Genomic DNA, 25,341 nt, shown 5'->3' with positions numbered 1-25,341 from the left:
TCAGGACTCCTGGGTGACGGAGACGAGCACATCGTCCCCTTCGATCTTTACGGGGTATACGGGGACGGGGCGCGTCGCGGGGAGGCCGGACGGCTTGCCGGTGCGGAGGTCGAACGCGGAGCCGTGCAGCCAGCACTCGATCTGGCAGTCCTCCACCTCGCCCTCGGACAGGGAGACGTTCGCGTGCGAGCAGATGTCGTGGATCGCGAACACCTCTCCCTCGGTGTGGACGAGGGAGACCGGCGTGCCGTCGAGTTCCACCCGCTTCGGGGTGTCCTCCTCCAGCTCGCTCAGCGCACAGGCGCGGACGAAGGCCATCAGACGGACGCCTCCAGCTCGGCCTCGATCTTGGCGATGAGGCGCTCCTGGACGTCCGGCAGGCCGATCTGCTGGACCAGCTCGGCGAAGAAGCCGCGGACGACGAGGCGGCGGGCCTCGGTCTCCGGGATTCCGCGGGACATCAGGTAGAAGAGCTGCTCGTCGTCGAAGCGGCCGGTGGCGGAGGCGTGGCCGGCGCCGGCGATCTCGCCGGTCTCGATCTCGAGGTTCGGCACGGAGTCGACCCGGGCGCCGTCGGTGAGGACGAGGTTCCGGTTGAGCTCGTAGGTGTCGGTGCCCTCGGCCTTGGCCTCGATGAGGACGTCGCCGATCCACACGGCGTGGGCGTCCTGGCCCTGCAGCGCGCCCTTGTAGGCCACGTTGGACTTGCAGTGCGGCACGTTGTGGGTGACCAGGAGGCGGTGCTCCTGGTGCTGGCCGGCGTCGGTGAAGTACAGGCCGAAGAGCTCGGCCTCGCCGCCGGGGGCGGCGTACGTCACGCGCGGGTGGATGCGGACGACGTCGCCGCCGAAGGTGACGACGACCGACTTGAAGGAGGCGTCGCGGCCGACCAGCGCGTTGTGCTGGGCGACGTGGACGGCCTTCTCGTCCCAGTCCTGGACGGAGACGACGGTCAGCTTGGCGCCGTCGCCGAGCACGTAGTCCACGTTGGCGGCGAGCACGCCGTCACCGGTGTGGTCGATGACGACGACGGCCTCGGCGAAGGCGCCGAGCTCGATCACCTGGTGGCCGAAGGCGACGCCGCCCTGGCCGTGCACGGTGATGCGGATCGGCTCGGCGAGCACCGCCTCCTTGGCGACGGTGACGACCGAGGCCTTCTCGAAGGAGGAGTACGCCTGGGCGGCGACCCGGTCGACCGGCGTGCCGGCCTTGCCGAGCCGCGCGTCGTCACGGCCGACGGTCTCCACGGTGACGCCCTCGGGGGCCTCGATCTCGACCTTGACGCCCTCGCCGGTCGCGACGGCGGTGCCGTCGTGCAGACCGCGCAGCCGCTCCAGCGGCGTGAACCGCCACTCCTCCTCGCGACCGTGCGGGACCGGGAAGTCCGCGACGTCGAAGGACGGGGGGGCGCTCATGCGCGTGGCGACGGTGGACTCGGCGGCCACCGCGATCGAGCCGGCGGTGGTGGAGCCCGCCGGGATGTTCTGAGCCTCAGCCATGGCTGTCGTGTTGCTCTCTTCCTCGTTACTACGCAAAGACCAGGGGGTACGGACGGCGGGGCGGCGTCAGCCGACCGCACCCTCCATCTGCAGCTCGATCAGCCGGTTGAGCTCCAGCGCGTACTCCATCGGCAGCTCCTTCGCGATGGGCTCGACGAAGCCGCGGACGATCATGGCCATCGCCTCGAACTCGGTGAGGCCGCGGCTCATCAGGTAGAAGAGCTGGTCCTCGGAGACCTTGGAGACGGTGGCCTCGTGGCCCATGGAGACGTCGTCCTCGCGGACGTCCACGTAGGGGTACGTGTCCGAGCGGGAGATCGTGTCGACGAGCAGCGCGTCGCACAGGACGTTCGACTTGGAGCCCGGGGCGCCCTCGCCGATCTCGATGAGACCGCGGTAGGAGGTGCGGCCGCCGCCTCGCGCCACCGACTTGGAGACGATGTTGGAGGAGGTGTTCGGGGCCATGTGGACCATCTTGGCGCCGGCGTCCTGGTGCTGGCCCTCGCCCGCGAAGGCGATGGACAGGGTCTCGCCCTTGGCGTGCTCGCCCATCAGGTAGACGGCCGGGTACTTCATGGTGACCTTGGAGCCGATGTTGCCGTCGACCCACTCCATGGTGGCGCCCTCGTAGGCGACGGCGCGCTTGGTCACCAGGTTGTAGACGTTGTTCGACCAGTTCTGGATGGTCGTGTAGCGGCAGCGGCCGCCCTTCTTGACGATGATCTCGACCACGGCGCTGTGCAGCGAGTCCGAGGAGTAGATCGGGGCGGTGCAGCCCTCGACGTAGTGGACGTAGGCGTCCTCGTCGACGATGATCAGCGTCCGCTCGAACTGGCCCATGTTCTCCGTGTTGATGCGGAAGTAGGCCTGGAGCGGGATCTCGACGTGCACGCCCTTCGGCACGTAGATGAACGATCCGCCGGACCAGACGGCGGTGTTCAGGGAGGCGAACTTGTTGTCGCCGACCGGGATGACGGTGCCGAAGTACTCCTTGAAGAGCTCCTCGTGCTCCTTCAGCGCGGTGTCGGTGTCGACGAAGATGACGCCCTGCTCCTCCAGGTCCTCGCGGATCTGGTGGTAGACGACCTCGGACTCGTACTGGGCGGCGACACCGGCGACGAGGCGCTGCTTCTCCGCCTCCGGGATGCCGAGCTTGTCGTACGTGTTCTTGATGTCCTCCGGCAGGTCCTCCCAGGACTCGGCCTGCTTCTCGGTGGACCGCACGAAGTACTTGATGTTGTCGAAGTCGATGCCCGACAGGTCGGAGCCCCAGGTCGGCATGGGCTTCTTGTCGAAGAGCCGCAGACCCTTGAGCCGCAGCTTCAGCATCCACTCGGGCTCGTTCTTCTTCGAGGAGATGTCGCGGACGACGTCCTCGGAGAGACCGCGCTTGGCGGCGGAGCCGGCCGCGTCGGAGTCGGCCCAGCCGTACTCGTACCGACCCAGGCCCTCGAGCTCGGGGTGGCTGATCTCGGTGGTCATGCGGGGTTCCTCCCGGCCGTGCTTGCGGATGCTGTGGATGGCGTGGTCTGTGGTGGGCTGCCGTGCGGGATGAACGTGGTGCAGACGCCGTCACCATGCGCGATGGTGGCCAGACGCTGGACGTGCGTTCCCAGGAGGCGGGAGAAGATCTCCGTCTCCGCCTCGCACAGCTGCGGGTACTGCTCGGCGACGTGGGCGACCGGGCAGTGGTGCTGGCAGAGCTGCTCGCCGACCGGCGCGTTGCGTGCGGTGGCAGCGTACCCGTCGGCGGTCAGCGCCCTGGCCAGAGCCTCGGTGCGCCGCTCGGGGTCGGCGGACTCGACGGCCTCGCGGTACGCCTCGGCCTGGGCCTCGATCCGGTCGCGGGCGAAGGCGGCGACGGCCGCCTCTCCCCCGGCGTTCCGCTCGATCCAGCGCAGCGCTTCCACGGCGAGGGTGTCGTACGACTGGTCGAAGGCGTCCCGGCCGCAGTCGGTCAGCGCGAAGACCTTCGCGGGGCGGCCCCGGGTGCGGGCGCCGTAGACCCGCTTCTCGCGCGCCTCCACGACGTTCTCCGTGACCAGCGCGTCGAGATGCCGGCGGACGGCGGCCTGGGTGAGGCCGAGCCGCTGGGCCAGATCGGCGACGGTCGAGGGCCCGTGGTCCAGGATGGAGCGCGCGACCCGGTTGCGCGTGGATCGCTCACCGGTCGCGAGTTCCTCCGTGGGAGCCTCACCGACGTTTTTCACAACGCCATTGTTGCGTAATTAATCAGGCACTGACAAGCGCGGTCCGGGCCCGGGGCGGTGCTGTGCGTCACGCAGGTAAGCCTTACCTGACCTGCGGAAACGATCATTCGTAGGACGAATGCCGACCGGCCTGACCAGCGGTTTCCGCCCCGGCGCGGCCGACCTCCGGCACCTTGATCATCCTTCCGCGCCGCTCCATCAGACCGACGAAAGTCTCCGCGTTCCGGACCGCCGCGCCCCCCGGATCGTTGTTGAAGAAGACGTACACGTCCGCCTCGTCCGGCCAGGTGTCGATGAGCCGCTCCGCCCAGGTCATCAGCGCCCGCCGGCCGTACGAGGGGTGGGGCCGCGCCCGGCCCTCGTGCAGGCGCAGATAGGCCCAGTCCGCCGTCCGCCACAGCGGCGCCACCGGCCGCGAGCCCCGGTCCGCCCAGCACAGCGCCGCGCCCCGGGCCCGCAGGAGCGCGGCCGTCTCCTCCGTCCACCAGGACACGTGCCGCGGCTCCACCGCCACCCGCACCTCCGGCGGGAAGCAGGCCAGCACCGCGTCGAGCAGCGCCGGGTCCGCGCGCAGCGTGGGCGGCAGCTGGAGCAGCACCGGGCCGAGCCGCTCGCCGAGCGCCTCCGCCCGCCCCATGAGCCGCGCCACCGGCTCCTCCGGCTCCTTCAGCCGCTTGATGTGGGTGAGATAGCGGCTGGCCTTGACCGCCATGACGAAGCCGTCCGGGGTCCGCCTCCGCCACTCGGCGAAGGTGTCCCGCCCGGGCAGCCGGTAGAAGGCGTTGTTGTTCTCGACGGCGCCGAACCGGCGCGCGTACTCCTCCAGCCAGCGGCGCTGGGGCACGCCCTCGGGATAGAGCACGCCCCGCCAGTCCCGGTACTGCCACCCCGAGGTGCCCACGAAGACCGTCATACGGGGCCACTGCCCCGCCCCGGCCCCGGTCATCCGGCACCCTCCTCCCGCACCGGGCGGCCGCACACCCGGATCGCCCCGGGCCGGGCCGCCGGGCCCCCGACCGGGCCCGCGGACCGAGCGTTCCCGGCGGGTCCTTAGACTTCCCGGCATGCGAAACGACTCCGTCGAGTCCGTGGTCCGGGTCCGGGGCCTGGTCAAGCGGTACGGGACGAAGACCGCCGTCCAGGGCCTCGACCTGGACGTCCGCGCGGGCACTGTCACCGCCGTCCTCGGACCCAACGGGGCCGGCAAGACCACCACCATCGAGAGCTGCGAGGGCTACCGGCGCCCGGACGCCGGCACCGTACGCGTCCTCGGCCTCGACCCGGTCGCCGACGCCGCCGCGCTGCGGCCCCGGATCGGCGTGATGCTCCAGTCCGGCGGCGTCTACTCCGGCGCCCGCGCCGACGAGATGCTCCGCCACATGGCCAAGCTGCACGCCCACCCCCTCGACGTGGACGCCCTGATCGAGCGCCTCGGCCTCGGCTCCTGCGGCCGCACCACCTACCGGCGCCTGTCCGGCGGCCAGCAGCAGCGGCTCTCCCTCGCCATGGCCGTCGTGGGCCGCCCCGAGCTGGTCTTCCTCGACGAGCCGACCGCCGGACTCGACCCGCAGGCCCGCCGCGCCACCTGGGACCTGGTCCGCGAGCTGCGCGCCGACGGCGTGACGGTCGTGCTGACCACCCACCTCATGAACGAGGCGGAGGAGCTCGCCGACGACGTCGCCATCATCGACGCCGGCCGGGTCGTCGCCCAGGGCAGCCCGGAGGAGCTGTGCCGCGGCGGCGCCGAGAACACGCTGCGCTTCACCGGCCGCCCCGGCCTCGACATCGGCTCGCTCCTGAAGGCCCTCCCGGACGGCACCGCCGCGGCCGAGCCGCTGCCCGGCACCTACCTGATCACCGGCGAGGTGGGGCCCCAGCTCCTCGCCACCGTCACCAGCTGGTGCGCCCAGCACGGCGTGATGCCCGAACGCATCGCCGTCGAGCGCCACACCCTGGAGGACGTCTTCTTGGAGCTGACCGGCAAGGAGCTGCGCGGATGAGCACGGGTACGTACGCACCGAAGCCGGGGGCCGCTCCCGTCGGGCGGATGATCGCCGCGCAGACCGCGCTGGAGACCCGGATGCTGCTGCGCAACGGCGAGCAGCTGCTCCTGACGGTGATCATCCCCTCCCTCCTCCTGGTGCTCTTCTCGACGGTGGACATCGTCGACACGAGCACAGTCGCGGGCGCGGGCAAGGCCGTCGACTTCCTCGCCCCGGGTGTTCTCGCGCTCGCCGTGATGTCCACCGCCTTCACCGGGCAGGCCATCGCCACCGGCTTCGAACGCCGTTACGGGGTGCTCAAGCGGCTCGGCGCCTCTCCGCTGCCGCGCTGGGCGCTGATGACCGCCAAGACGCTCTCGGTGCTGGTCACCGAGGTGCTCCAGGTGGCACTGCTCACGGCGATCGCGCTGGCGCTCGGCTGGTCCCCGCACGGGGACCCGTTCTCGGTGATCGTCCTGCTCGTCCTCGGCACCGCCGCGTTCTCCGGGCTCGGCCTGCTCATGGCCGGCACCCTGAAGGCGGAGGCGACGCTGGCCGCCGCGAACCTGGTGTTCCTGCTGCTGCTGGTCGGCGGCGGGGTGATGGTGCCGCTGGAGAAGTTCGGCCCCGCCGGCGACGTCCTCGCGTTCCTGCCGATCTCCGCGCTCTCCGACGGCCTGCGCGACGTCCTCCAGGGCGGCGCCGGGATGCCGTGGGGCGACGCGCTGATCCTGGCCGTGTGGGCGGCCCTGGGGCTGGGCGCGGCGGCGCGGTTCTTCCGCTGGGAGTGACGCTCCTCGTAGCCGCGCGGTGACGTTTCGGGGTCGATTCGAGGCGACTCGCCCCGTAACCACCCCCTCGTGAAAGCGTGCACAAGCCCCCGCCTACGATGGGGCCCGTGCAGACCCCCCTCGCCTTCATCGCCCAGCGCTGGACCCCGTCCCCCCGGACGCTCCGGCGCGCCGCGCTCTCCGCCGTCGTGATGAGCGTGCTGATCATCGTGACCGGCGGCGCGGTCCGGCTGACCGGCTCCGGTCTCGGCTGCGACACCTGGCCCAAGTGCACGGACGACAGCCTGATCGTCACCTCCGAGCAGGGCTTCCACGGCCTGGTCGAGTTCGGCAACCGCATGCTGACCTACGTCCTGTCGGCGGCCGTCGGCTGGGCGATCATCGCCGCGCGCTCCGTGAAGCCCCGCCGGCGCGGCCTGACGCGGCTCGGCTGGCTCCAGTTCTGGATCGTGATGAGCAACGCCGTCCTCGGCGGCATCACCGTGTGGATGGGCCTCAACCCGTGGACGGTGGCCGGCCACTTCCTCGCCGCGAACGCGCTCCTGACGGTGGCGGTGATCACCTGGCACCGCACCGGCGAGGGCGACACCGCTCCCCGGCCGCGGGTCCCGCGCCCGGTGAGCAGGCTGTCCTGGGCGATCGTCGTGGTCTCCGCGCTGCTGATCGCGCTCGGCACGACGGTGACCGGCGCCGGCAAGCACGCCGGTGACAGCAGTGACGTGCCGCGCATGCCGTGGGACTGGACCGCCGCCGCCCATCTGCACGCCATCGCCGCGTGGGTGGTCTGCGCCCTGGCGCTCGCCATGTGGCTGGTCCTGCGCGTGGTGGACGCCCCCGACGACACCCGGGCCCGCGCCCGCGACCTGCTGATCGTGCTGCTCGCCCAGGGTGGCATCGGCTACGTCCAGTACTTCACGGGCGTCCCGGAGCTCCTGGTGGCCGCCCACATGCTCGGCTCGTCGCTGATGTGGATCGCTGTGGTGCGCCTGGCGCTGAGCCTGCGCGAGCGGCCGGTGACGGCCCCCGAGATCCCGTCCCGGCCGGACGCGGAGCTCGCGACCGCCTGAGCGGGACCGGGCGGAGCCGGGCGCGCCCGCGAGCCCGGTCAGCCCAGCCGGTAGACCCGCCGCGCGTTCCCCGCCGCGATCATGTCGGCGACCCGCTGCGCGTCCGTACGGGACCAGGAGCCGTCGCCGACCCATTCGCCCAGGACCCGGGCGAGCGCGCCCCGGAAGACGCTGGCGGCCACCACGTGCAGCTCGGGCAGGGCGCGGGCGCCGCTGGAGAAGAGCAGCTTGCCGAACGGGGCCAGCTCCAGGAACTCGGCGAGGACGGCCGCCGCGCGGGCGCCGGTGCGGGCGACGACCGGGCCGAGGTCCGCGTAGACGTGCGGGAAGTGTCCGGCGAGGCGGGCCGCCTGGCGGTGGTACGGGTAGCCGTGCAGCAGCACCAGGTCGGCGCCGAGCCCGCCGGTGGCGGCGGCGAAGCCGGCCAGCGTGTCCGGGTCACGCTCGCCGGCGTGCAGTTGCAGCGGCCGGCCCGCGCCGACCGCGACCCACAGCAGATGGCGCAGGAGCACGGGGTCGTCGACCGCCCCGCCGGCCGTGCGCCGGGCCAGCCAGCGCCCCGCGGCGCCGCGCACCTCGCCGGGTCCGGGCGGCTCGGGCACGGCCGCGAGCCCGCCCCGTACGCCCGCCACGGAGGTGAAGGCGACCGCGCCCTCGGCGGCCCCGTGCACGGCCTCGGTGAGGTTGGCCAGGAAGGCGTCGACGGTGCCGGAGGTGTCGGCGACCTGCTGGGCGAGCGGCTCCAGGCGCACGATCTCGTGCGCGGCGGCGCCGCCGGTGGCGGCGAGCTCGGCGGGGCCGGTCAGGTCCCCGGGCAGTCCGGTGTCCACGAGGTAGGTGGCGATCCCCGAGGCGCGCAGCAGCCGCCGGCCCGATTCGATGACGCCGAGTTCTCGGCGCCGGGCGAGATAGCGGGCGGGCGGGCAGTGCGGTTCGAGGCCGAGGAGCGGCGGACACCAGCGGCGTACGGCGAAGCCGGCCTGGGTGTCGAAGAAGGTGGTGCCGGCGGCCGGGAGGGCGGCCGTCGGGGCGAGGTGCCTCTCGAAGGTGCCGAGGCCGAGCTCCGTACGGAGCACCCCGTGGCAGTACTGGTCCACCAGGCTCGGAGTGTCGATCATTCGGGGGGCTCCCACGTGTGGACGGGCTTGCACCCCTCCTAACGGGTGAGCCCCGCGTGAGGTTGTTGCCTTCCGGGGCCCGACCGCGACCGGCCGGCGACCGGCCTCGCGCCCCGGCCCCGGGGCTCAGGCGTTGGCCGGGCCGCCGATCTGGATGCCCGCCATACGGGTCCACTCGTAGGGCCCGGTGACGACCTTGGCGGCGAACTCGCCATCGAACTCCTCGTGGAGCGTCAGACCGGCCTTCTCGGCCGCCGCCTGGGCGATCGCGTGAGTGGGGGCCACCAGGTCGCCCCAGCCGCCGTCCTCGCCGACGAGGACGATGCGGGTGCCCGCCTGGCCGATGTGGGCGAGCTGGCCCTCGGCGCCGCCGTGCTTCGCGGAGAACGCCTTGATCTCCCGGGCCAGCTTGGCCGCCTTGCGCTCCGCGCCCTTGGTGTCGGCCTGCTTCGTGTCCGCCTGCTGCGTGTCTGCCATGGCAAGGATGCTACTGCCGGGTAGATCGACTGGCGACGGCCGGGGCACGTGGCGTGGGCCACGCGCCCCGGCCGTCGACCGGGACCGTCGGGGTCAGCGCAGGAACGGGTCCACGGCGACCGCCACGAAGAGCAGGGAGACGTAGGTGATGGACCAGTGGAACAGGCGCATCTCCTTCAGCTTCGCGCCCGTCGCCTCCGCCTTGGCGCGGTTGAGCAGACCGTGCGCCTCCCAGAGCCACCAGCCGCCGGTGAGCAGCGCCACGGTCGTGTAGAACCAGCCGGTGTAGCCCAGCGGGGTGAGCAGCAGCGAGACCGCCACCATCACCCAGCTGTAGATCACGATCTGCCGGGCGACGACCTTGTTGGAGGCGAGGACGGGGAGCATGGGGACGCCCACGCGCGCGTAGTCCTCCTTCACCTTCATCGACAGCGGCCAGTAGTGCGGCGGCGTCCAGAAGAAGATGACGAGGAAGAGGACGACGGCGGCCCAGGACATCGAGTCGGTGACGGCGGACCAGCCGATGAGCACCGGCAGGCAGCCGGCGATGCCGCCCCAGACGATGTTCTGGGTGGTGCGCCGCTTCAGCAGCATCGTGTAGACCACGACGTAGAAGAGCAGCGCGCCGAGCGACAGCCAGGCGGAGAGCCAGTTGACGAGGAGGCCGAACCAGACGGTGGAGACCACCGCGAGGGTGAGGCCGAAGACCAGTCCCTCGCGCGGCGACACCATGCCGGTGACCAGGGGCCGCTGGGAGGTGCGGTCCATGAGGGCGTCGATGTCGCGGTCGATGTACATGTTCAGCGCGTTGGCGCCGCCCGCGGACAGGTAGCCGCCGATGCAGGTGGCGAGCACCAGCCACAGGTCGGGCACGCCCTGCTCGGCGAGGAACATCACCGGAACGGTGGTGATGAGCAGCAGCTCGATGATCCGCGGCTTGGTCAGCGCCACGAATGCCTTGACGCGGGCCCCGAACGGCCGATGGCCCCCCGGGCTGGGAGTCAAGACGACCCCGGCGGGTCGGGACTCGACGGCCGTCACGCACACCCCTGACAGAGAAATCCCAGCAAGCTCCCCGCGTGAAGAGGGGATGAAACTTGCGCGTACCACGCCACTGTAGACGTTGCCCATACGCCGATCTTCGCGGGGGTGGGGTCGTGTTGAGGGGCTCCGCCGCGGGGCGTGTCCCAAGGGGTGGACACGCCCCGCGGCGGAGCGCGCCCACCTCGGGAGGCGAACTCCCGCGGCCACCGGCAGTCTTTGGAAGTAAGCGCTCATATGAGGGGCATGGACACGAAAAGAGGGGCGAAATCCGGGGGTAGGCTCGACATCGCCGGGACACCCTCAGTCACCGGCTCAAGACATGCGGAGAGGAGCCCTGACCCAGGGTGAGCACTAAGCCGACGACCACAGACCTCGAGTGGACCGAACTGGACCAGCGGGCCGTGGACACCGCCCGCATCCTGGCCGCCGACGCCGTACAGAAGGTCGGCAACGGCCATCCCGGCACCGCGATGAGCCTGGCCCCCGCCGCGTACACCCTCTTCCAGAAGGTGATGCGCCACGACCCCGCCGACCCGGAGTGGGTGGGCCGCGACCGGTTCGTCCTCTCCGCCGGGCACTCGTCCCTGACCCTGTACACCCAGCTGTACCTGGGCGGCTTCGGGCTGGAGCTCGACGACCTGAAGTCGTTCCGCACCTGGGGTTCGAAGACCCCGGGCCACCCGGAGTACGGCCACACGGCGGGCGTGGAGACCACCACCGGTCCGCTGGGCCAGGGTGTCGCCAACGCCGTGGGCATGGCGATGGCCGCCCGTTACGAGCGCGGCCTGTTCGACCCGGAGGCCCCCCGGGGCACCTCTCCCTTCGATCACCGGATCTACGTGATCGCCGGTGACGGCTGCCTGCAGGAGGGCATCTCCGCCGAGGCGTCCTCGCTCGCGGGGCACCAGAAGCTCGGCAACCTGATCATGCTGTGGGACGACAACCACATCTCGATCGAGGGCGACACCGAGACGGCCGTGTCCGAGGACACCGTCAAGCGCTACGAGGCGTACGGCTGGCACGTCCAGCGCGTGGAGCCGCAGGCCAACGGCGACCTGGACCCGGCCGGCCTGTACGCGGCGATCAAGGCCGCCGAGGCCGAGACCGAGCGTCCGTCGTTCATCGCGATGCGCTCGATCATCGCCTGGCCGGCGCCGAACGCGCAGAACACCGAGGCCGCGCACGGCTCGGCGCTCGGCGACGAGGAGGTCGCGGCCACCAAGCGCGTCCTGGGCTTCGACCCGGAGCAGACCTTCGAGGTCTCCGACGAGGTCATCGCGCACACCCGCGCGCTGGGCGACCGGGGCCGCGAGGCCCGCGCCGAGTGGGAGAAGTCCCTGGCCGAGTGGCGCACCGCCAACCCGGAGCGGGCCGCCGAGTTCGACCGCGTCCAGGCGAACGAGCTGCCGGCCGGCTGGGCCGGGAAGATCCCGGTCTTCGAGGCGGGCAAGAGCGTGGCGACGCGTGCGGCGTCCGGCAAGGTGCTGCAGGCGCTCGGCTCGGTGATCCCGGAGCTGTGGGGCGGCTCGGCCGACCTGGCCGGCTCGAACAACACCACGATCGACAAGACGTCCTCCTTCCTTCCGGAGGGCAACCCGCTGCCCGAGGCGGACCCGTACGGCCGGACGATCCACTTCGGCATCCGCGAGCACTCCATGGCCGCGGAGATGAACGGCATCGCCCTGCACGGCAACACCCGGGTCTACGGCGGCACGTTCCTGGTCTTCTCCGACTACATGCGCAACGCGGTGCGCCTCTCCGCGCTGATGCACCTGCCGGTGACGTACGTGTGGACGCACGACTCGATCGGTCTCGGCGAGGACGGCCCGACCCACCAGCCGGTGGAGCACCTGGCCTCGCTGCGCGCCATCCCGGGTCTGAACATCGTCCGCCCGGCCGACGCCAACGAGACCGCGATCGCCTGGCGCGAGATCATGCAGCGCCACACCAAGGTCTTCGGCAAGGGCACCCCGCACGGTCTGGCCCTGACCCGCCAGGGCGTGCCGACCTACGCGCCGAACGAGGACGCGGCCAAGGGCGGCTACGTGCTGTTCGACGCCGAGGGCGGCGACGCGCAGATCGTGCTGATCGCGACCGGCTCCGAGGTGCACCTGGCCGTCGAGGCCCGGGAGCAGCTCCAGGCCGCCGGCGTCCCCACCCGTGTGGTGTCGATGCCGTCGGTGGAGTGGTTCGAGGAGCAGGACCAGGCGTACCAGGACTCCGTCCTGCCGCCGTCGGTGAAGGCGCGCGTCGCGGTCGAGGCCGGTATCGGTCTGACCTGGCACAAGTACGTCGGTGACGCCGGCCGGATCGTCTCGCTCGAGCACTTCGGCGCCTCGGCCGACGCCAAGGTCCTGTTCCGGGAGTTCGGCTTCACGCCGGAGGCGATCGTCGCCGCGGCCCGGGAATCTCTCGACGCCGCCGCGCGCTGACGTCCATAGATACGACTTTTGGAGAACCTCTCATGACAGACGCTCTCAAGCGCCTCTCCGACGAAGGCGTCGCGATCTGGCTGGACGACCTCTCGCGTCAGCGGATCACGTCCGGCAACCTGGCCGAGCTCATCGATCAGAGCCATGTGGTGGGTGTGACCACCAACCCGTCCATCTTCCAGAAGGCGATCTCCGAGGGGCACGGCTACGACCAGCAGCTCGCCGACCTCGCCGCCCGCAAGGTGACGGTGGACGAGGCCATCCGCATGATCACGACGGCTGACGTGAGGGACGCCGCCGACATCCTGCGGCCCGTCTTCGACGCCACCCAGGGCCAGGACGGCCGGGTGTCGATCGAGGTCGACCCGCGGCTCGCCCACGAGACGGCGGCCACCATCGCCGAGGCCAAGCAGCTGGCCTGGCTGGTGGACCGTCCCAACACCCTCATCAAGATCCCGGCCACCAAGGCGGGTCTGCCGGCGATCACCGAGGTCATCGGCCTCGGCATCAGCGTGAACGTGACGCTGATCTTCTCGCTGGAGCGCTACCGCGCGGTGATGGACGCCTACCTGGCCGGTCTGGAGAAGGCCCGCGAGCGGGGCCTGGACCTGTCGAAGATCCACTCGGTGGCGTCCTTCTTCGTGTCCCGCGTGGACACCGAGATCGACAAGCGCCTGGACGCCGTCGGCACCGACGAGGCCAAGGGCCTCAAGGGCAAGTCGGCCCTGGCCAACGCGCGTCTGGCCTACGAGGCCTACGAGGAGGTCTTCTCCTCGGAGCGCTGGGCCGCCCTCGACAAGGCGCAGGCCAACAAGCAGCGTCCGCTGTGGGCCTCGACCGGCGTGAAGGACCCGGCGTACAAGGACACCCTGTACGTGGTGGACCTGGTCGCCCCGGGCACCGTCAACACCATGCCGGAGGCGACCCTGGAGGCCACCGCCGACCACGGCGAGGTCGCCGGCGACACCATCCGCGGCACGTACGACGAGTCCCGCGCGGTGCTCGACGCGGTCGCCGCGCTGGGCATCTCGTACGACGATGTCGTCCAGGTCCTGGAGGACGAGGGCGTCGACAAGTTCGAGGCGTCCTGGAACGACCTGCTGAAGTCGACCGAGGCGGAGCTCGCCCGCCTCGCACCCTCGGAGGCGTAAGCACCTTGAGCGCAGTCACCGGAGCCAACCCGCTCCGTGACGCCGCAGACCGACGGCTCCCGCGCATCGCGGGGCCGTCGGGTCTGGTCATCTTCGGTGTCACGGGCGATCTGTCCCGTAAGAAGCTGATGCCCGCCGTCTACGACCTCGCGAACCGTGGTCTGCTGCCGCCGGGCTTCTCGCTGATCGGGTTCGCCCGACGCGAGTGGCAGGACGAGGACTTCGCCCAGGAGGTCCACGACGCCGTCAAGCAGCACGCCCGCACCCCGTTCCGCGAGGAGGTGTGGCAGCAGCTGATCCAGGGGATGCGCTTCGTCCAGGGCGACTTCGACGACGACGACGCCTTCGAGCAGCTGAAGTCCACCATCGAGGAGCTGGACAAGGCGCAGGGCACGGGCGGCAACTTCGCCTTCTACCTCTCCGTGCCGCCGAAGTTCTTCCCCCTGGTCGTGCAGCAGCTCAAGAAGCACGGTCTGGCCGACCAGAAGAACGGCTCCTGGCGCCGCGCGGTCATCGAGAAGCCGTTCGGGCACGACCTGGCCTCCGCCAAGGAGCTCAACGAGGTCGTCCACGAGGTCTTCCCGCCGGACGCGGTCTTCCGCATCGACCACTACCTCGGCAAGGAGACCGTCCAGAACATCCTGGCGCTCCGTTTCGCCAACACCCTCTTCGAGCCGATCTGGAACCGTTCGTACGTCGACCACGTGCAGATCACCATGGCCGAGGACATCGGCATCGGCGGCCGCGCCGGCTACTACGACGGCATCGGCGCCGCCCGTGACGTCATCCAGAACCACCTGCTCCAGCTGCTGGCGCTGACCGCGATGGAGGAGCCCGCCTCCTTCGACGCCGACGCGCTCGCGGCCGAGAAGACCAAGGTGCTGGGCGCGGTGAAGCTGCCCAGGGACCTGGCGGAGTCCACCGTCCGGGCGCAGTACGCGGCCGGGTGGCAGGGCGGCGAGAAGGCCGTCGGCTACCTCGAGGAAGAGGGCATCGACCCCCAGTCGAAGACCGACACCTACGCGGCGATCAAGCTGGAGATCGACAACCGCCGCTGGGCGGGCGTCCCCTTCTACCTCCGCACGGGCAAGCGGCTCGGCCGCCGGGTCACCGAGATCGCGGTGGTCTTCCAGCGCGCCCCGCACTCGCCCTTCGACCACACCGCGACCGAGGAGCTCGGCCGCAACGCCATCGTGATTCGCGTCCAGCCGGACGAGGGCGTCACGGTGCGGTTCGGTTCGAAGGTGCCGGGCACGCAGATGGAGATCCGGGACGTGTCGATGGACTTCGCCTACGGCGAGTCCTTCACCGAGTCCAGCCCCGAGGCGTACGAGCGGCTCATCCTCGACGTCCTGCTGGGCGACTCCAACCTCTTCCCGCGGGTCGAGGAGGTCGAGCTGTCCTGGAAGATCCTCGATCCGATCGAGCAGTTCTGGGACCGGCACGGCAGGCCCGCGCAGTACGAGGCCGGGACCTGGGGCCCGGTCGAGGCGGACGAGATGCTCGCACGAGACGGCAGGAGCTGGCGCCGGCCATGAAGACCGACCTGACGGACACCACGTCCTCCAAGATCAACAAGGCGCTGGTGCTCGGGCGGCGGGCCATCGGCACCCCGGCCGTCGGCATGGTCCTCACCCTCGTCATCGTCACCGACGAGGAGAACGCCTACGACGCGCTGAAGGCGGCCAACGAGGCGTCCCGCGAGCACCCCTCGCGGACCCTCGTCGTCATCAAGCGGGTCTCGCGGTCCCCGCGGGACCGCGCCCAGGCACGGCTGGACGCCGAGGTCCGCCTCGGCGCCGACGCCAGCACCGGCGAGACGGTCGTGCTCCGGCTGTACGGCGACGTCGTCGACCACGCCCAGTCGGTGGTGCTGCCGCTGCTGCTGCCGGACGCGCCCGTCGTCGTCTGGTGGCCGGTGAACGCGCCGACCGACCCGGCGAACGACCCGCTGGGCGCCCTCGCCCAGCGGCGGGTGACCGACACGTACGCCGCCGAGCAGCCCATCCAGGAGCTGGCCGCGCGCGCGGACGCCTACACCCCGGGCGACACCGACCTGTCGTGGACCCGGATCACCCCGTGGCGCTCCATGCTGGCCGCGGCGCTCGACCAGGTCGTGTGCGAGGTCACCTCGGCCGAGGTGGCGGGCGAGGAGTTCAACCCGAGCGTCGAGCTGCTCGCCATGTGGCTGGCGGACCGGCTGAAGATCCCGGTGCGCCGCTCCAGGTCGACGGGCCCGGGCCTGACCTCCGTACGGATGGAGACCGACGCCGGTCCCATCGTGCTGGACCGCGCGGACGGCTCGCTCGCCACGCTCTCCATCCAGGGCCAGCCGGACCGTGCCGTGGCGCTCAAGCGCCGGGAGACGGCCGAGCTGATAGCGGAGGAGCTGCGCCGGCTCGACCCGGACGACACCTATGCCTCGGCGCTGAAGTTCGGCCTGGAGCGCCTGGACGAGGAGGCGGCGACGACCGCCCCCGCGCCGGAGCCCGAGGCCGAGCCCGTCGTGGCGGCCGAGGAGCCGGCCGAGGCGCGGGCCGAGGCCCCGGCCGCCAAGCCCGCCGGAAAGAAGACCGCGGCCAGGAAGGCGGCGGCCAAGTGAGCACTCCTCAGCTGGTCGTCCACCGCGACAAGGAGCTGATGGCCCAGGCCGCCGCGGCCCGGCTGATCACGAAGATCGTGGACGCCCAGGCCGCCCGCGGCTCCGCCTCGGTGGTGCTCACCGGCGGCCGCAACGGCAACGGGCTGCTCGCGGCGCTGCGTTCGGCGCCCGCCCGGGACGCGATCGACTGGTCGCGGCTCGACCTGTGGTGGGGCGACGAGCGGTTCCTGCCCGAGGGCGACCCGGAGCGCAATGTCACCCAGGCCCGCGAGGCGCTGCTCGACAGCGTGCCGCTGGACCCGGCGCGGGTGCACGCGATGCCGGCCTCCGACGGCCCCCACGGCTCCGACGTGGACGCCGCGGCCGCGGCCTACGCGGCCGAGCTGGCGGCGGCCGCCGCTCCCGGCGACCACGGCGGGGTGCCGACCTTCGACGTGCTGATGCTGGGCGTCGGCCCGGACACCCACGTGGCCTCGCTCTTCCCGGAGCTGCCGGCGGTCCGCGAGACCGAGCGGACGGTGGTGGGCGTGCACGGCGCGCCCAAGCCGCCGCCGACCCGGGTCACGCTGACGCTGCCGGCGATCCGGGCCGCGAAGGAGGTCTGGCTGCTCGCGGCCGGCGAGGACAAGGCGAAGGCCGCGGCCATCGCGCTGTCCGGCGCGGGCGAGCTGCAGGCCCCCGCCGCGGGCGCCTACGGCCGCTCGCGCACGCTGTGGCTGCTCGACGCGGCCGCCGCGTCCGAGCTGCCGCGGAGCCTGTATCCGCAGCCCTCGGCCTGAGGACACGCCGCCGAAGCCCCGCTCACCGCACGGTGAGCGGGGCTTCGGCGTGCTCCAGGAAGGGGGTGAGCAGCCCGGGTACGGCCTCGTCGGCGAAGGCCAGGCCCTGTCCCTCACCGGCGTCGAGGATGGCGTACGCGCCCTCCCCGGCCGCCGTCGTGGCGCTCAGGGTCAGCACCCCGGCGCGCCGCTGGAACCAGGACTGTTTGACGGTCCAGCCGATGACGCCGGCCCGCTGGAGGGCGACGGTGGAGCGGCGGACCGTGCCGGAACGGGTCACGAGGTAGGGGCCGCTGACGCCGTGTCCGAGGCTGCGGTAGGCGTCGAGGGCGAGGAGCACACCGGCCGGTACGAGAACGACGGCGATCCCGGCCGCCACGTACAGCAGCACGGGGGTGAGCAGGACGCCGAGCACGGCGAGGACGGCGGCGGGGGCGAGCGCGGTCCACAGTGCCCAGCGCAGCCGCCGGGTGCGGGCGGCCGGCGGGTGGGCGGCGAGCGGCGCCCCGGTGGGTGGTTCCGGCTCGCGCAGGACCTGGGCGGCGACCCGGTCGGCGACGGCGCGGGGCGCGGGTGGCAGCAGGTTCTTGAGGTCGGCGTGCTTGTCGTCGTCGTGCTGGGCGAGGCCGGTGGCGACGGCGTCGACGCGGGCGGCGCGGAACATCCGTACGCCGAGGGGTTCGACCAGCTCGATCCCGCGCAGGCGCCGCTCCTCCAGGGAGACCGAGCGGGCGGTGAGCAGGCCACGGCGGACCCGCAGCGTGCCGCCCGCCTCGCGTTCGAGCCGGTAGTCGGCCCACATCTCGACCCACAGGCCGAGCGCGCCGATCACGCCGACGACGGTGGCCAGGACCACCAGGTCGATGATCATCCAGGCCAGCGAGACGTCCTCGAAGCGGTCCCCTATCCAGTTCAGGACCTCGTCCTGGGCGCCGAACCAGTCGCTGACCTGCATGACGGCCCCGGCCGCCGCGCCGCCGAGCAGCGGGGCGACGAAGGAGACGGGGGCATAGCGGATCCAGCGGGGGTCGAGGGCGGCGAGGACGCCGTCGTGGCCGGGGTCCCCGGCGGCGGCCCGCTCCAGCAGGGTGCGGCGGAGCCGTTCGCCCTCGGCCCGGGTGACCAGGTCGAGTTCGAGGGTGGACTCGCCGCCGGTGTGCTCGCCGGTGCCGATCCTGACCTTGACCAGGCCGAGGAGCCGTTCCAGCGGATTGGCGGTGAGGTCGACGCTGCGGATCCGCTCGCGGGCCAGGGAGCGGCGTTTGACGACGAGGAGTCCGGTGTGGAGGTCGACCCGTTCGGGGCCGATCCGGTAGCGGGTGCGGCGCAGCCGGACCCAGTCGGCCGCGCCGCCGCCGACGACGAGCAGCACGGCCCCGGCGAGCGCCCAGGCGACGGCCTGCCACAGCGGCCGGGATCCCGCGAGCGTCAGGGTGGCGGGCAGCGCCGCGCCGCCTGCGACGCCGCACAGGACGGCCACTCCGGCGAGCAGGGTGCGGGGCGCGAGCCGCCGCCACTCCTCGCTCATGTGGCGTCCCCGGGGGTGCTCCGCGTGATCGCGGTGAGCCGTTCGGCGAGCCCGGCGGCGAGCTCGTGGTCGAGCCCCTCGATCCGGAGGGCGCCCTTGGAGGACGCCGTGGTGACGGTGACGGTGGCCAGTCGGAACAGCTGCTCCAGGGGGCCGCGTACGGTGTCGACGGTCTGGATCCGGGACATGGGGGCGATGCGCCACTCCTGCCAGAGCGCGCCGGTACGGACGTAGACGGCGTCCTCGGTGACCTCCCAGCGGTGCACCCGGAACCACCAGGCGGGCAGGAGCGCGGTGGCGGCGAGCCCGAGGACCGCGACCACCCCGGCGGCGCCGAACAGCCAGGCCCTGGCCGGCCCGAGGAAGACCCCGAGCACGGCCAGGACCGCCACCGGTACGGCCGCGGCCACCAGCAGCTGCGCCCGCCACCAGGCGACGGCCCGGCGGTCGACGGCGTTCCTCGGCGGGCGCAGCCGTACCCCCGTCACGTCGGTCAGCTCCGGCCGCGCTGCGCGCGGTAGGCGGCGACGAGCCCGGCGGTCGAGGAGTCGAGCCGCTCGCCGCCCTCGCCCTCGGTCAGCACCGGCTCGATCCGCTTGGCGAGGACCTTGCCGAGCTCGACGCCCCACTGGTCGAAGGAGTCGATGTTCCACACGGCGCCCTGCACGAAGACCTTGTGCTCGTAGAGGGCGACGAGCTGGCCGAGCACGGACGGCGTCAGCGCGTCGGCGAGGATCGTCGTGGTCGGGTGGTTGCCCTGGAAGGTCTTGTGCGGGACGAGCTCCTCCGGCACGCCCTCGGCCCGTACCTCCTCGGGCGTCTTGCCGAAGGCGAGCGCCTGGGTCTGGGCGAAGAAGTTGGCCATGAGCAGGTCGTGCTGGGCGACCAGGCCGGGCAGCAGGTCCTCGACGGGGCGGGCGAAGCCGATGAAGTCGGCCGGGATGACCTTGGTGCCCTGGTGGATCAACTGGTAGTAGGCGTGCTGGCCGTTGGTGCCGGGGGTGCCCCAGACCACGGGCCCGGTCTGCCAGTCCACGGGCTGCCCGTCCCGGGTCACGGACTTGCCGTTGGACTCCATGTCGAGCTGCTGGAGGTAGGCGGTGAACTTCGACAGGTAGTGCGAGTACGGCAGCACGGCGTGCGACTGGGCGTCGAAGAATGCCCCGTACCAGACGCCCAGAAGGCCCAACAGGAGCGGGGCGTTCTCCTCCGGCGCGGCGGTCCGGAAGTGCTCGTCGACGAGGTGGAAGCCGTCGAGCATCTCGCGGAAGCGCTCCGGCCCGATGGCGATCATCAGGGACAGGCCGATGGCGGAGTCGTACGAGTAGCGGCCGCCGACCCAGTCCCAGAACTCGAACATGTTCGCCGTGTCGATGCCGAAGTCCTCGACCTTCTCGGCGTTGGTCGACAGGGCCACGAAGTGCCGGGCGACGGCCTCCTGACCGGCCCGCAGCCCGGTGAGGAGCCAGTCGCGGGCGGAGGTGGCGTTGGTGATGGTCTCGATCGTCGTGAAGGTCTTCGACGCGACGATGAACAGGGTCTCCTCGGCGTCGAGGTCGCGGACGGCCTCGTGGAGGTCGGCGCCGTCGACGTTGGAGACGAAGCGGAACGTCAGATCCCGCTGGGTGTAGGCGCGCAGCACCTCGTACGCCATGGCGGGGCCCAGGTCCGAGCCGCCGATGCCGATGTTGACGATGTTCTTGATCGGCTTGCCGGTGTGTCCGGTCCACTCGCCCGCGCGGACCTTGTCGGCGAAGGCGGCCATCTTGTCGAGGACGGCGTGCACCTCGGGGACGACGTTCACGCCGTCGACCTCGACCACCGCGTCGCGCGGGGCGCGCAGCGCGGTGTGCAGGACGGCCCGGTGCTCGGTGTTGTTGATCTTCTCGCCGCGGAACATGGCGTCGCGCAGCTCGGCGACACCGGTGGCGGCGGCCAGGTCGCGCAGGAGGGCCAGGGTCTCGTCGGTCACCAGGTGCTTGGAGTAGTCCAGATACAGGTCGCCGACGCGCAGCGCGTATCCGGTGCCGCGCTCGGGGTCGGCGGCGAACAGCTCGCGCAGGTGGGTGTCGCCGAGCTGCTCGCGGTGCTTGCCGAGGGCCGCCCACTCGGGCAGCTGGTTGAGCCTGGTGCGTCCCGCCGGTCGCCCGCCGCCACCCTTCTGCGGAGCGCTCCGCGCGCTGTTCTGTTCGTTCGTCATCTCGCCCATTTCTTCGTCCTGCTCCATGTCCTGCGTACGTGCCCCGCTGCCCCTCCAACCTAATTGATCTGGCATGCGTTCAGTGTCCGCCACGGTGCAGCCGCCCCGCGTAGCGGGCTTCGAGCAGGGCGTTCCTCTCGTGCCCGCCGGGCAGGTTGGCCGAGACGTACACGGGCGGCTCGATTCCTTCCGCCGCCAGCAGCGCCACCGCGTCGGCGACGACCATCTGCACGAGCAGCGACGAGGTGAGGGTCGAGATCCCGCACAGGGCGCCGCCGGCGGGCAGCGGCAGGACGGCGTCGCCGGCGGGCGCGCCGTTGTCGAGCACGGCGTCGGCGAGGTCGACGAGCCGCCTGCCGCTCGCGTGCAGAGCGGGCACGGCGTGGGTGTGCTCCAGGGAGGTGAGGGCGACCAGCGGATGCCCGGCGCCGGTGACCTTCAGCGCGAGGTCGACGACGGCGTTGTTGACCCCGGAGTTGGAGATGATCACGAACAGGTCCTGCGGCCGCGGGGTGGCCAGCGCGTAGAGCCGGTCGGCGAGCCCGGGTGACCGCTCCAGGAGCGGATCCCGCAGGATCGCCGGGTCCTCCCCGCCCCGCAGGACGAGGTCGGCGAGCGCGATCCGGCTGGTCGGCACCAGTCCCCCGGCCCGGCCCGCGATCTCGAGGGCGGCCGCCTGCGAGTGCCCTGTGCCGAACGCGTGCACCACCCCGTCGGCGGCGACGCAGTCGGCGACGAGCCGCGCGGCCCGGGCGACCCCGTCCTTGTTGCCGGCCACGACCCGGTCGACGGCGGCACGGGCCTGCTCGACGAACTGAGCGGCACTCGGCGGGTAGGGCGCCATGACGAAACCTCCGGCTAGTCGAACCGAGCTTGAGCGAACTGACCGGCTCAATGAACCAGCCCCGTGAAGGCGGGTCAAGGGAGCAGGCCCGCGTCCGCCCCCGCACTCCCGCCCACGAGGCCGGTCAGCGCGGCAGCCGCGCCAGCGCCACCGCACCCCCCACCCCGTCCCGCACCGGACTCGGCCGCAGCCCCCACTCCCGGACCCGCTCGGCCAGCCGGCCCAGCAGCGGCCCGCCCGGCCCAAGCAGCCCACCGGTCACCACGAGCGGCTCCCCCGCGACCGGCCCCAAGGCCCGCACGGTTCCCGTCAGTTCGTCCGCCGCCCGGTCGAGGAGCCCCGCCGCCACCCCGTCCCCCGCCTCCGCCACCCGCACCACCACCGGACTCAGCTCCGCGAGGCGCACCGGGTGCGCCCCGTACGCGTGGCGGACGACCCGCTCCTTGCTCAGCCCGCCGCACAGCTCCCCCACCGGCCCGGCGAGGGCCGTTCGGGGCCCGCGCCCGTCCAGTGCCCGCAGCACCGCCCGCAGCGCCTCTCGCCCCAGCCAGAAGCCGCTCCCGGCGTCCCCGAGCAGCCAGCCGTCCCCGTCGGCGGCGGCCACCATGCGCCGCCCCCGCACCCGCGCGCCCGCCGCTCCCGTCCCGGCGATGAGGACGAGCCCGTCGGCCGGTGCTCCGGGGCCCGACGCGAAGGCGACCTCCGCGTCACCCCGGACCTCGACCGCCCCCGGCACCACACCGGCCTCACGGAGCGCGCCCGCCAGAGCCGCCAGCGCCTTCGCCCGCCCGCCCCCCGGCCCGCCACCCGCGAACCCGCCCACCACGACGGCGACCCGCACCGCTGCCGCGCCCGGCGACCGCGGCAGCGCCCCCCGCACCGCTTCCGCCAGGTGCCGTACGAGCTCCTCCGCCGGCACGCTCAGCGCGTTCCCCGGCCCGCCGATCCCCTCGCCCACCGTCCGGCCGGTCGCCGCCTCGGCGAGCCGGGCCCTGGTCCGCGTACCGCCGGCGTCGACGCCCATCACGTACTGAATCCCGGATCCGTTCATCGGTCCGCATGCTGGTTGATAGATTCACCGGACCACAAGACCCGGGCAGGCCGGAAGGCACCGCGAATGATCACCGCACTGATCCGCTCCGAACTCCCCCGGATGTCCGGTTCCCTGCGCAAGGTCGGCGACTGGGTGCTGGCGGACCCGGCCCGGGTCGCCGGACTCTCCGCCGCGGAGCTCGGCCGCCGCACCGGCACCTCACAGGCGACGGTGACCCGGTTCTGCCGGGCCGTCGGCCTCGACTCGTACCAGCGGCTGCTGCTCGAACTGGCCCGCGAGGAAGGCCAGGAGAGCGCCGAGGACCAGGCGATCCGCCCCTTGGGTCCGGAGATCGGCCCGGACGACCCGCTCGACGCGGTCGTCGCCGCCGTCGCCCGCGCGGATCTGCAGGCCCTGCGCGCCACGACCGAGCAGCTGGACCTGGCGGCGCTGGAGCGGGCCGCCCGCGTCCTCGCGCAGGCCCGTCGTGTCGACGTCTACGGGGTCGGCGCCTCGGGCGTGCTCGCCCTGGAGACCCAGGCCCGGCTCTTCGGCATCGGGTGCGAGGCCCGCGCCTGGACGGAGGTGCACGCGGCGAAGACCTCGGCGGCGCTGCTGACGCCGGCGGACGCGGTGGTCGCGCTCTCCCATTCGGGCGCGACCCGTGAGGTGCTGGCCCCGCTGCGGCTGGCCGCCGAGCGGGGCGCGGCGACCGTCGCCGTGACCGCCGATCCGCGTTCCCCGGTGGCCCGCGCGGCCGGCACGCACCTCACGTCGACCGCCGCTCCGACCGGCTTCCGGCACGGCGGTTTCGGCACCCGGCACTCGGTGCTGCTGATCCTCGACTGCCTGTACGCGCGCGTGGCGCAGCTGACCTACGCGCGGGCCACGGCGGCCCTCGCCCTCACCGCCCACATCGCGCGCGACCACCGCTGAGAGCCCGGGCCGCGAGAGGCCCCGGGCCGCCGCCCGTGCGGAAGGCGCGGACGAGGAAGGGGCCCTGCCCGCGAAGTCGTTTCGCGGGCAGGGCCCCTCATCACGTCAGATCTCGCCCCGGAGCTTGGCCAGCGCCTCGGCGAGGATCGCCTCGCCGTCCGCGTCGCTGCGCCGCTCGCGTACGTACGCGAGGTGCGTCTTGTACGGCTCGGTGCGGGGCGGGTCCGGCGGGTTGTCCCGGTCCTGGCCGGCCGGGAATCCACAGCGCGGGCAGTCCCAGGTGTCCGGGACTTGTGCGTCACTGGCGAAGCTCGGCTGGGTCTCGTGCCCGTTCGAGCACCAGAAGGAGATGCGGAGACGCGGTGCCGACTCGCCCCGCTCGGCCTCGCCCATCGGCCCCGCTCCGACCCGGCTTCCCCGGATCGCGTTGCCACTTGCCACGGTCGTAACTCCCTGCGTGATGGTGCTCGAAGATGCCCCAGTCTACGTAAGGCCCAACGCGCGTCCAGTGATTGGAGTTACCCGTCCAACTTCATCAGCAGACCAAGTACGACAATGCACGCGAACCACAGCAGACCGACCACGACGGTGATGCGGTCCAGGTTGCGCTCGGCGACCGAGGAGCCGCCGACGGACGACTGCATGCCGCCACCGAACATGTCGGAGAGGCCGCCGCCCTTCCCCTTGTGCATCAGCACGAGCAGCATCAGCAGCGCACTGAAGACGATCAGGGCGATCGAAAACCCCATAACCACGGCTGGACCAACTTCCTCGGACTTATACGGACGGGGGCCGGACAGGGTACCTGTCCGACCCCCGCAAGGGTACGACGGATCGTCGCTACCGCTCTACAACCTCATCGCGCGATCATCACTGGTCGCGGAAGCGCACGATCTTGACGAACTCGTCGGAGTCCAGCGAGGCCCCGCCCACCAGCGCGCCGTCGATGTCGGCCTGCGCCATGATCTCGGCGACGTTGCCGCCCTTGACGGAGCCGCCGTACTGGATGCGGACCTTGTCGGCCAGCTCCTGCGAGTACAGCTCGGCGAGCTTGCCGCGGATGGCCGCGCAGACCTCCTGCGCGTCGTCGGCGCCGCAGACCTTGCCGGTGCCGATGGCCCAGACCGGCTCGTAGGCGATCACGATCGTCTCGGCCTGCTCGGCCGGGACGCCCTCCAGGCCGCCCTCGACCTGGGTGAGGGTGTGCGCGACGGCGTTGCCGGCCTCGCGGACCTCCAGCTCCTCGCCGACGCACAGGATCGGGGTGACGCCGTGCTTGAAGGCGGCCTTCACCTTGGCGTTGCAGACCTCGTCGCTCTCGGCGTGGTACTGGCGGCGCTCGGAGTGGCCGACGGCGACGTAGGCGCACTTCAGCTTGGACAGCATCGGGCCGGAGATCTCACCGGTGTAGGCGCCGGAGTCGTGCGCCGAGATGTCCTGGGCGCCGTACTTGATCTTCAGCTTGTCGCCGTCCACCAGGGTCTGCACGGAGCGCAGGTCGGTGAAGGGGACGAGGACGGCGACCTCGACGGCGTCGTAGTCCTTGTCGGTCAGGGCGAAGGCGAGCTTCTGGACGTGGGCGATGGCCTCGAGGTGGTTGAGGTTCATCTTCCAGTTGCCCGCCATCAGCGGGGTACGGGTGCTCAAG

Annotated in this window: 25 protein-coding genes; 9 read left to right on the top strand and 16 right to left on the bottom strand. The window is 72.2% G+C overall.

Translation table 11 applies throughout. The features are described 5' to 3' along the window. From ACFY7C_RS14735 to ACFY7C_RS14715, 5 genes are all read right to left on the bottom strand, one after another. Positions 1-318 carry a bifunctional 3-phenylpropionate/cinnamic acid dioxygenase ferredoxin subunit gene (locus tag ACFY7C_RS14735; protein WP_389649089.1) on the bottom strand — a complete coding sequence of 106 codons (318 nt, stop codon included), beginning with the start codon at positions 316-318 and terminating at the stop codon, positions 1-3. After that, positions 318-1,499 carry a Fe-S cluster assembly protein SufD gene (gene sufD / locus ACFY7C_RS14730; protein ID WP_389649086.1) on the bottom strand — a complete coding sequence of 394 codons (1,182 nt, stop codon included), beginning with the start codon at positions 1,497-1,499 and terminating at the stop codon, positions 318-320. Before sufD ends, ACFY7C_RS14735 begins: the two co-directional genes overlap by 1 nt. A 66-nt stretch (positions 1,500-1,565) precedes the next feature. Continuing rightward, positions 1,566-2,981, bottom strand: a complete 1,416-nt coding sequence (sufB, locus tag ACFY7C_RS14725) for a Fe-S cluster assembly protein SufB (protein WP_389649083.1) — start codon at positions 2,979-2,981, stop codon at positions 1,566-1,568. Further along, the gene (locus ACFY7C_RS14720; RefSeq protein WP_389649080.1) at positions 2,978-3,709 is read right to left on the bottom strand and encodes a helix-turn-helix transcriptional regulator; all 732 of its coding nucleotides are present in this window, start codon (positions 3,707-3,709) and stop codon (positions 2,978-2,980) included. Before ACFY7C_RS14720 ends, sufB begins: the two co-directional genes overlap by 4 nt. Positions 3,710-3,812: 103 nt before the next feature. Further along, positions 3,813-4,622: a DUF72 domain-containing protein gene (locus tag ACFY7C_RS14715; RefSeq protein WP_389649537.1), complete on the bottom strand. Its 810-nt coding sequence runs from the start codon at positions 4,620-4,622 to the stop codon at positions 3,813-3,815. 151 nt (positions 4,623-4,773) lie between these two features. On the opposite strand from ACFY7C_RS14715, the gene ACFY7C_RS14710 reads away from it, so the two are divergent. From ACFY7C_RS14710 to ACFY7C_RS14700, 3 genes are all read left to right on the top strand, one after another. Next, complete coding sequence (locus ACFY7C_RS14710) at positions 4,774-5,709, top strand: ABC transporter ATP-binding protein (RefSeq protein ID WP_389649077.1); 936 nt, start codon at positions 4,774-4,776, stop codon at positions 5,707-5,709. Next, on the top strand, positions 5,706-6,482 hold the full coding sequence (locus ACFY7C_RS14705; RefSeq protein WP_389649074.1) for an ABC transporter permease: 777 nt from the start codon (positions 5,706-5,708) through the stop codon (positions 6,480-6,482). Before ACFY7C_RS14710 ends, ACFY7C_RS14705 begins: the two co-directional genes overlap by 4 nt. A gap of 98 nt (positions 6,483-6,580) precedes the next feature. Next, a complete protein-coding gene (locus ACFY7C_RS14700; RefSeq protein WP_389649071.1) occupies positions 6,581-7,549 on the top strand; it encodes a heme A synthase in 969 nt (322 codons plus the stop codon). A 38-nt stretch (positions 7,550-7,587) separates the two neighbouring features. Here the strand turns inward: ACFY7C_RS14700 and ACFY7C_RS14695 are convergent, their stop codons facing one another. The 3 genes from ACFY7C_RS14695 to ACFY7C_RS14685 all read right to left on the bottom strand — a co-directional run bounded on the left by ACFY7C_RS14695 (position 7,588) and on the right by ACFY7C_RS14685 (position 10,185). Continuing rightward, the gene (locus tag ACFY7C_RS14695) at positions 7,588-8,667 is read right to left on the bottom strand and encodes an amidohydrolase family protein (RefSeq protein WP_389649068.1); all 1,080 of its coding nucleotides are present in this window, start codon (positions 8,665-8,667) and stop codon (positions 7,588-7,590) included. Positions 8,668-8,793: 126 nt separating this feature from the next. Next, positions 8,794-9,144, bottom strand: coding sequence for a hypothetical protein (locus ACFY7C_RS14690; RefSeq protein WP_389649065.1), 351 nt, complete (start codon positions 9,142-9,144; stop codon positions 8,794-8,796). Positions 9,145-9,237: 93 nt separating this feature from the next. Next, the gene (locus ACFY7C_RS14685) at positions 9,238-10,185 is read right to left on the bottom strand and encodes a heme o synthase (RefSeq protein WP_389649534.1); all 948 of its coding nucleotides are present in this window, start codon (positions 10,183-10,185) and stop codon (positions 9,238-9,240) included. 347 nt (positions 10,186-10,532) lie between these two features. Between ACFY7C_RS14685 and tkt the strand changes: the two genes are divergently transcribed. From tkt to pgl, 5 genes are read left to right on the top strand one after another with little or no spacing between them, the layout of a single operon-like run. Then, on the top strand, positions 10,533-12,620 hold the full coding sequence (gene tkt, locus ACFY7C_RS14680; protein ID WP_389649062.1) for a transketolase: 2,088 nt from the start codon (positions 10,533-10,535) through the stop codon (positions 12,618-12,620). A 32-nt stretch (positions 12,621-12,652) separates the two neighbouring features. After that, entirely contained in the window at positions 12,653-13,771 is a 1,119-nt protein-coding gene (tal, locus tag ACFY7C_RS14675) for a transaldolase (RefSeq protein WP_389649059.1), read from the top strand. Positions 13,772-13,776: 5 nt separating this feature from the next. Beyond that, positions 13,777-15,309 carry a glucose-6-phosphate dehydrogenase gene (gene zwf / locus ACFY7C_RS14670; protein WP_389649056.1) on the top strand — a complete coding sequence of 511 codons (1,533 nt, stop codon included), beginning with the start codon at positions 13,777-13,779 and terminating at the stop codon, positions 15,307-15,309. Further along, entirely contained in the window at positions 15,306-16,373 is a 1,068-nt protein-coding gene (gene opcA, locus ACFY7C_RS14665) for a glucose-6-phosphate dehydrogenase assembly protein OpcA (RefSeq protein WP_389649053.1), read from the top strand. The genes zwf and opcA overlap by 4 nt, the downstream gene beginning before the upstream one ends. After that, a complete protein-coding gene (pgl, locus tag ACFY7C_RS14660; RefSeq protein ID WP_389649050.1) occupies positions 16,370-17,152 on the top strand; it encodes a 6-phosphogluconolactonase in 783 nt (260 codons plus the stop codon). The genes opcA and pgl overlap by 4 nt, the downstream gene beginning before the upstream one ends. Before the next feature lie 22 nt (positions 17,153-17,174). On the opposite strand, the gene ACFY7C_RS14655 is transcribed toward pgl, so the two are convergent. The 5 genes from ACFY7C_RS14655 to ACFY7C_RS14635 all read right to left on the bottom strand — a co-directional run bounded on the left by ACFY7C_RS14655 (position 17,175) and on the right by ACFY7C_RS14635 (position 22,775). Continuing rightward, positions 17,175-18,680 (bottom strand): PH domain-containing protein, encoded by a 1,506-nt coding sequence (locus ACFY7C_RS14655; protein ID WP_389649047.1) that lies wholly within the window; start codon positions 18,678-18,680, stop codon positions 17,175-17,177. Continuing rightward, positions 18,677-19,168 carry a PH domain-containing protein gene (locus tag ACFY7C_RS14650; protein ID WP_389649044.1) on the bottom strand — a complete coding sequence of 164 codons (492 nt, stop codon included), beginning with the start codon at positions 19,166-19,168 and terminating at the stop codon, positions 18,677-18,679. Before ACFY7C_RS14650 ends, ACFY7C_RS14655 begins: the two co-directional genes overlap by 4 nt. Positions 19,169-19,173: 5 nt before the next feature. Further along, on the bottom strand, positions 19,174-20,880 hold the full coding sequence (pgi, locus tag ACFY7C_RS14645; protein ID WP_389649042.1) for a glucose-6-phosphate isomerase: 1,707 nt from the start codon (positions 20,878-20,880) through the stop codon (positions 19,174-19,176). 79 nt (positions 20,881-20,959) lie between these two features. After that, positions 20,960-21,724 carry a sugar isomerase domain-containing protein gene (locus ACFY7C_RS14640; protein ID WP_389649039.1) on the bottom strand — a complete coding sequence of 255 codons (765 nt, stop codon included), beginning with the start codon at positions 21,722-21,724 and terminating at the stop codon, positions 20,960-20,962. A 124-nt stretch (positions 21,725-21,848) separates the two neighbouring features. Next, on the bottom strand, positions 21,849-22,775 hold the full coding sequence (locus ACFY7C_RS14635) for an N-acetylglucosamine kinase (RefSeq protein ID WP_389649037.1): 927 nt from the start codon (positions 22,773-22,775) through the stop codon (positions 21,849-21,851). Between the two features lie 66 nt (positions 22,776-22,841). Between ACFY7C_RS14635 and ACFY7C_RS14630 the strand changes: the two genes are divergently transcribed. Continuing rightward, a complete protein-coding gene (locus tag ACFY7C_RS14630; RefSeq protein WP_389649034.1) occupies positions 22,842-23,693 on the top strand; it encodes a MurR/RpiR family transcriptional regulator in 852 nt (283 codons plus the stop codon). A gap of 105 nt (positions 23,694-23,798) precedes the next feature. Here the strand turns inward: ACFY7C_RS14630 and ACFY7C_RS14625 are convergent, their stop codons facing one another. From ACFY7C_RS14625 to tpiA, 3 genes are all read right to left on the bottom strand, one after another. Continuing rightward, a complete protein-coding gene (locus ACFY7C_RS14625; protein WP_003957010.1) occupies positions 23,799-24,134 on the bottom strand; it encodes an RNA polymerase-binding protein RbpA in 336 nt (111 codons plus the stop codon). 77 nt (positions 24,135-24,211) lie between these two features. Next, entirely contained in the window at positions 24,212-24,442 is a 231-nt protein-coding gene (gene secG, locus ACFY7C_RS14620; RefSeq protein ID WP_030205174.1) for a preprotein translocase subunit SecG, read from the bottom strand. Positions 24,443-24,563: 121 nt separating this feature from the next. Beyond that, complete coding sequence (tpiA, locus tag ACFY7C_RS14615) at positions 24,564-25,340, bottom strand: triose-phosphate isomerase (protein ID WP_389649031.1); 777 nt, start codon at positions 25,338-25,340, stop codon at positions 24,564-24,566. Position 25,341: the final 1 nt, after the last annotated feature.

The sequence above is a fragment of the Streptomyces sp. NPDC012769 genome (assembly GCF_042901205.1).
Lineage (GTDB): Bacteria > Actinomycetota > Actinomycetes > Streptomycetales > Streptomycetaceae > Streptomyces.
This window is presented reverse-complemented; position numbering and strand designations above follow the sequence as displayed.

Coding starts and splice junctions, on each gene's coding strand:
- sufB (WP_389649083.1), bottom strand. CDS start 2,981: ATGACCACCGAGATCAGCCACCCCGAGCTCGAGGGCCTGGGTCGGTAC.
- tal (WP_389649059.1), top strand. CDS start 12,653: ATGACAGACGCTCTCAAGCGCCTCTCCGACGAAGGCGTCGCGATCTGG.
- ACFY7C_RS14630 (WP_389649034.1), top strand. CDS start 22,842: ATGATCACCGCACTGATCCGCTCCGAACTCCCCCGGATGTCCGGTTCC.
- secG (WP_030205174.1), bottom strand. CDS start 24,442: ATGGGGTTTTCGATCGCCCTGATCGTCTTCAGTGCGCTGCTGATGCTG.
- ACFY7C_RS14700 (WP_389649071.1), top strand. CDS start 6,581: ATGGGGCCCGTGCAGACCCCCCTCGCCTTCATCGCCCAGCGCTGGACC.
- ACFY7C_RS14715 (WP_389649537.1), bottom strand. CDS start 4,622: ATGACGGTCTTCGTGGGCACCTCGGGGTGGCAGTACCGGGACTGGCGG.
- sufD (WP_389649086.1), bottom strand. CDS start 1,499: ATGGCTGAGGCTCAGAACATCCCGGCGGGCTCCACCACCGCCGGCTCG.
- ACFY7C_RS14695 (WP_389649068.1), bottom strand. CDS start 8,667: ATGATCGACACTCCGAGCCTGGTGGACCAGTACTGCCACGGGGTGCTC.
- ACFY7C_RS14690 (WP_389649065.1), bottom strand. CDS start 9,144: ATGGCAGACACGCAGCAGGCGGACACGAAGCAGGCCGACACCAAGGGC.
- ACFY7C_RS14710 (WP_389649077.1), top strand. CDS start 4,774: ATGCGAAACGACTCCGTCGAGTCCGTGGTCCGGGTCCGGGGCCTGGTC.
- ACFY7C_RS14705 (WP_389649074.1), top strand. CDS start 5,706: ATGAGCACGGGTACGTACGCACCGAAGCCGGGGGCCGCTCCCGTCGGG.
- ACFY7C_RS14735 (WP_389649089.1), bottom strand. CDS start 318: ATGGCCTTCGTCCGCGCCTGTGCGCTGAGCGAGCTGGAGGAGGACACC.
- pgi (WP_389649042.1), bottom strand. CDS start 20,880: ATGACGAACGAACAGAACAGCGCGCGGAGCGCTCCGCAGAAGGGTGGC.
- ACFY7C_RS14635 (WP_389649037.1), bottom strand. CDS start 22,775: ATGAACGGATCCGGGATTCAGTACGTGATGGGCGTCGACGCCGGCGGT.
- opcA (WP_389649053.1), top strand. CDS start 15,306: ATGAAGACCGACCTGACGGACACCACGTCCTCCAAGATCAACAAGGCG.
- ACFY7C_RS14640 (WP_389649039.1), bottom strand. CDS start 21,724: ATGGCGCCCTACCCGCCGAGTGCCGCTCAGTTCGTCGAGCAGGCCCGT.
- ACFY7C_RS14655 (WP_389649047.1), bottom strand. CDS start 18,680: ATGAGCGAGGAGTGGCGGCGGCTCGCGCCCCGCACCCTGCTCGCCGGA.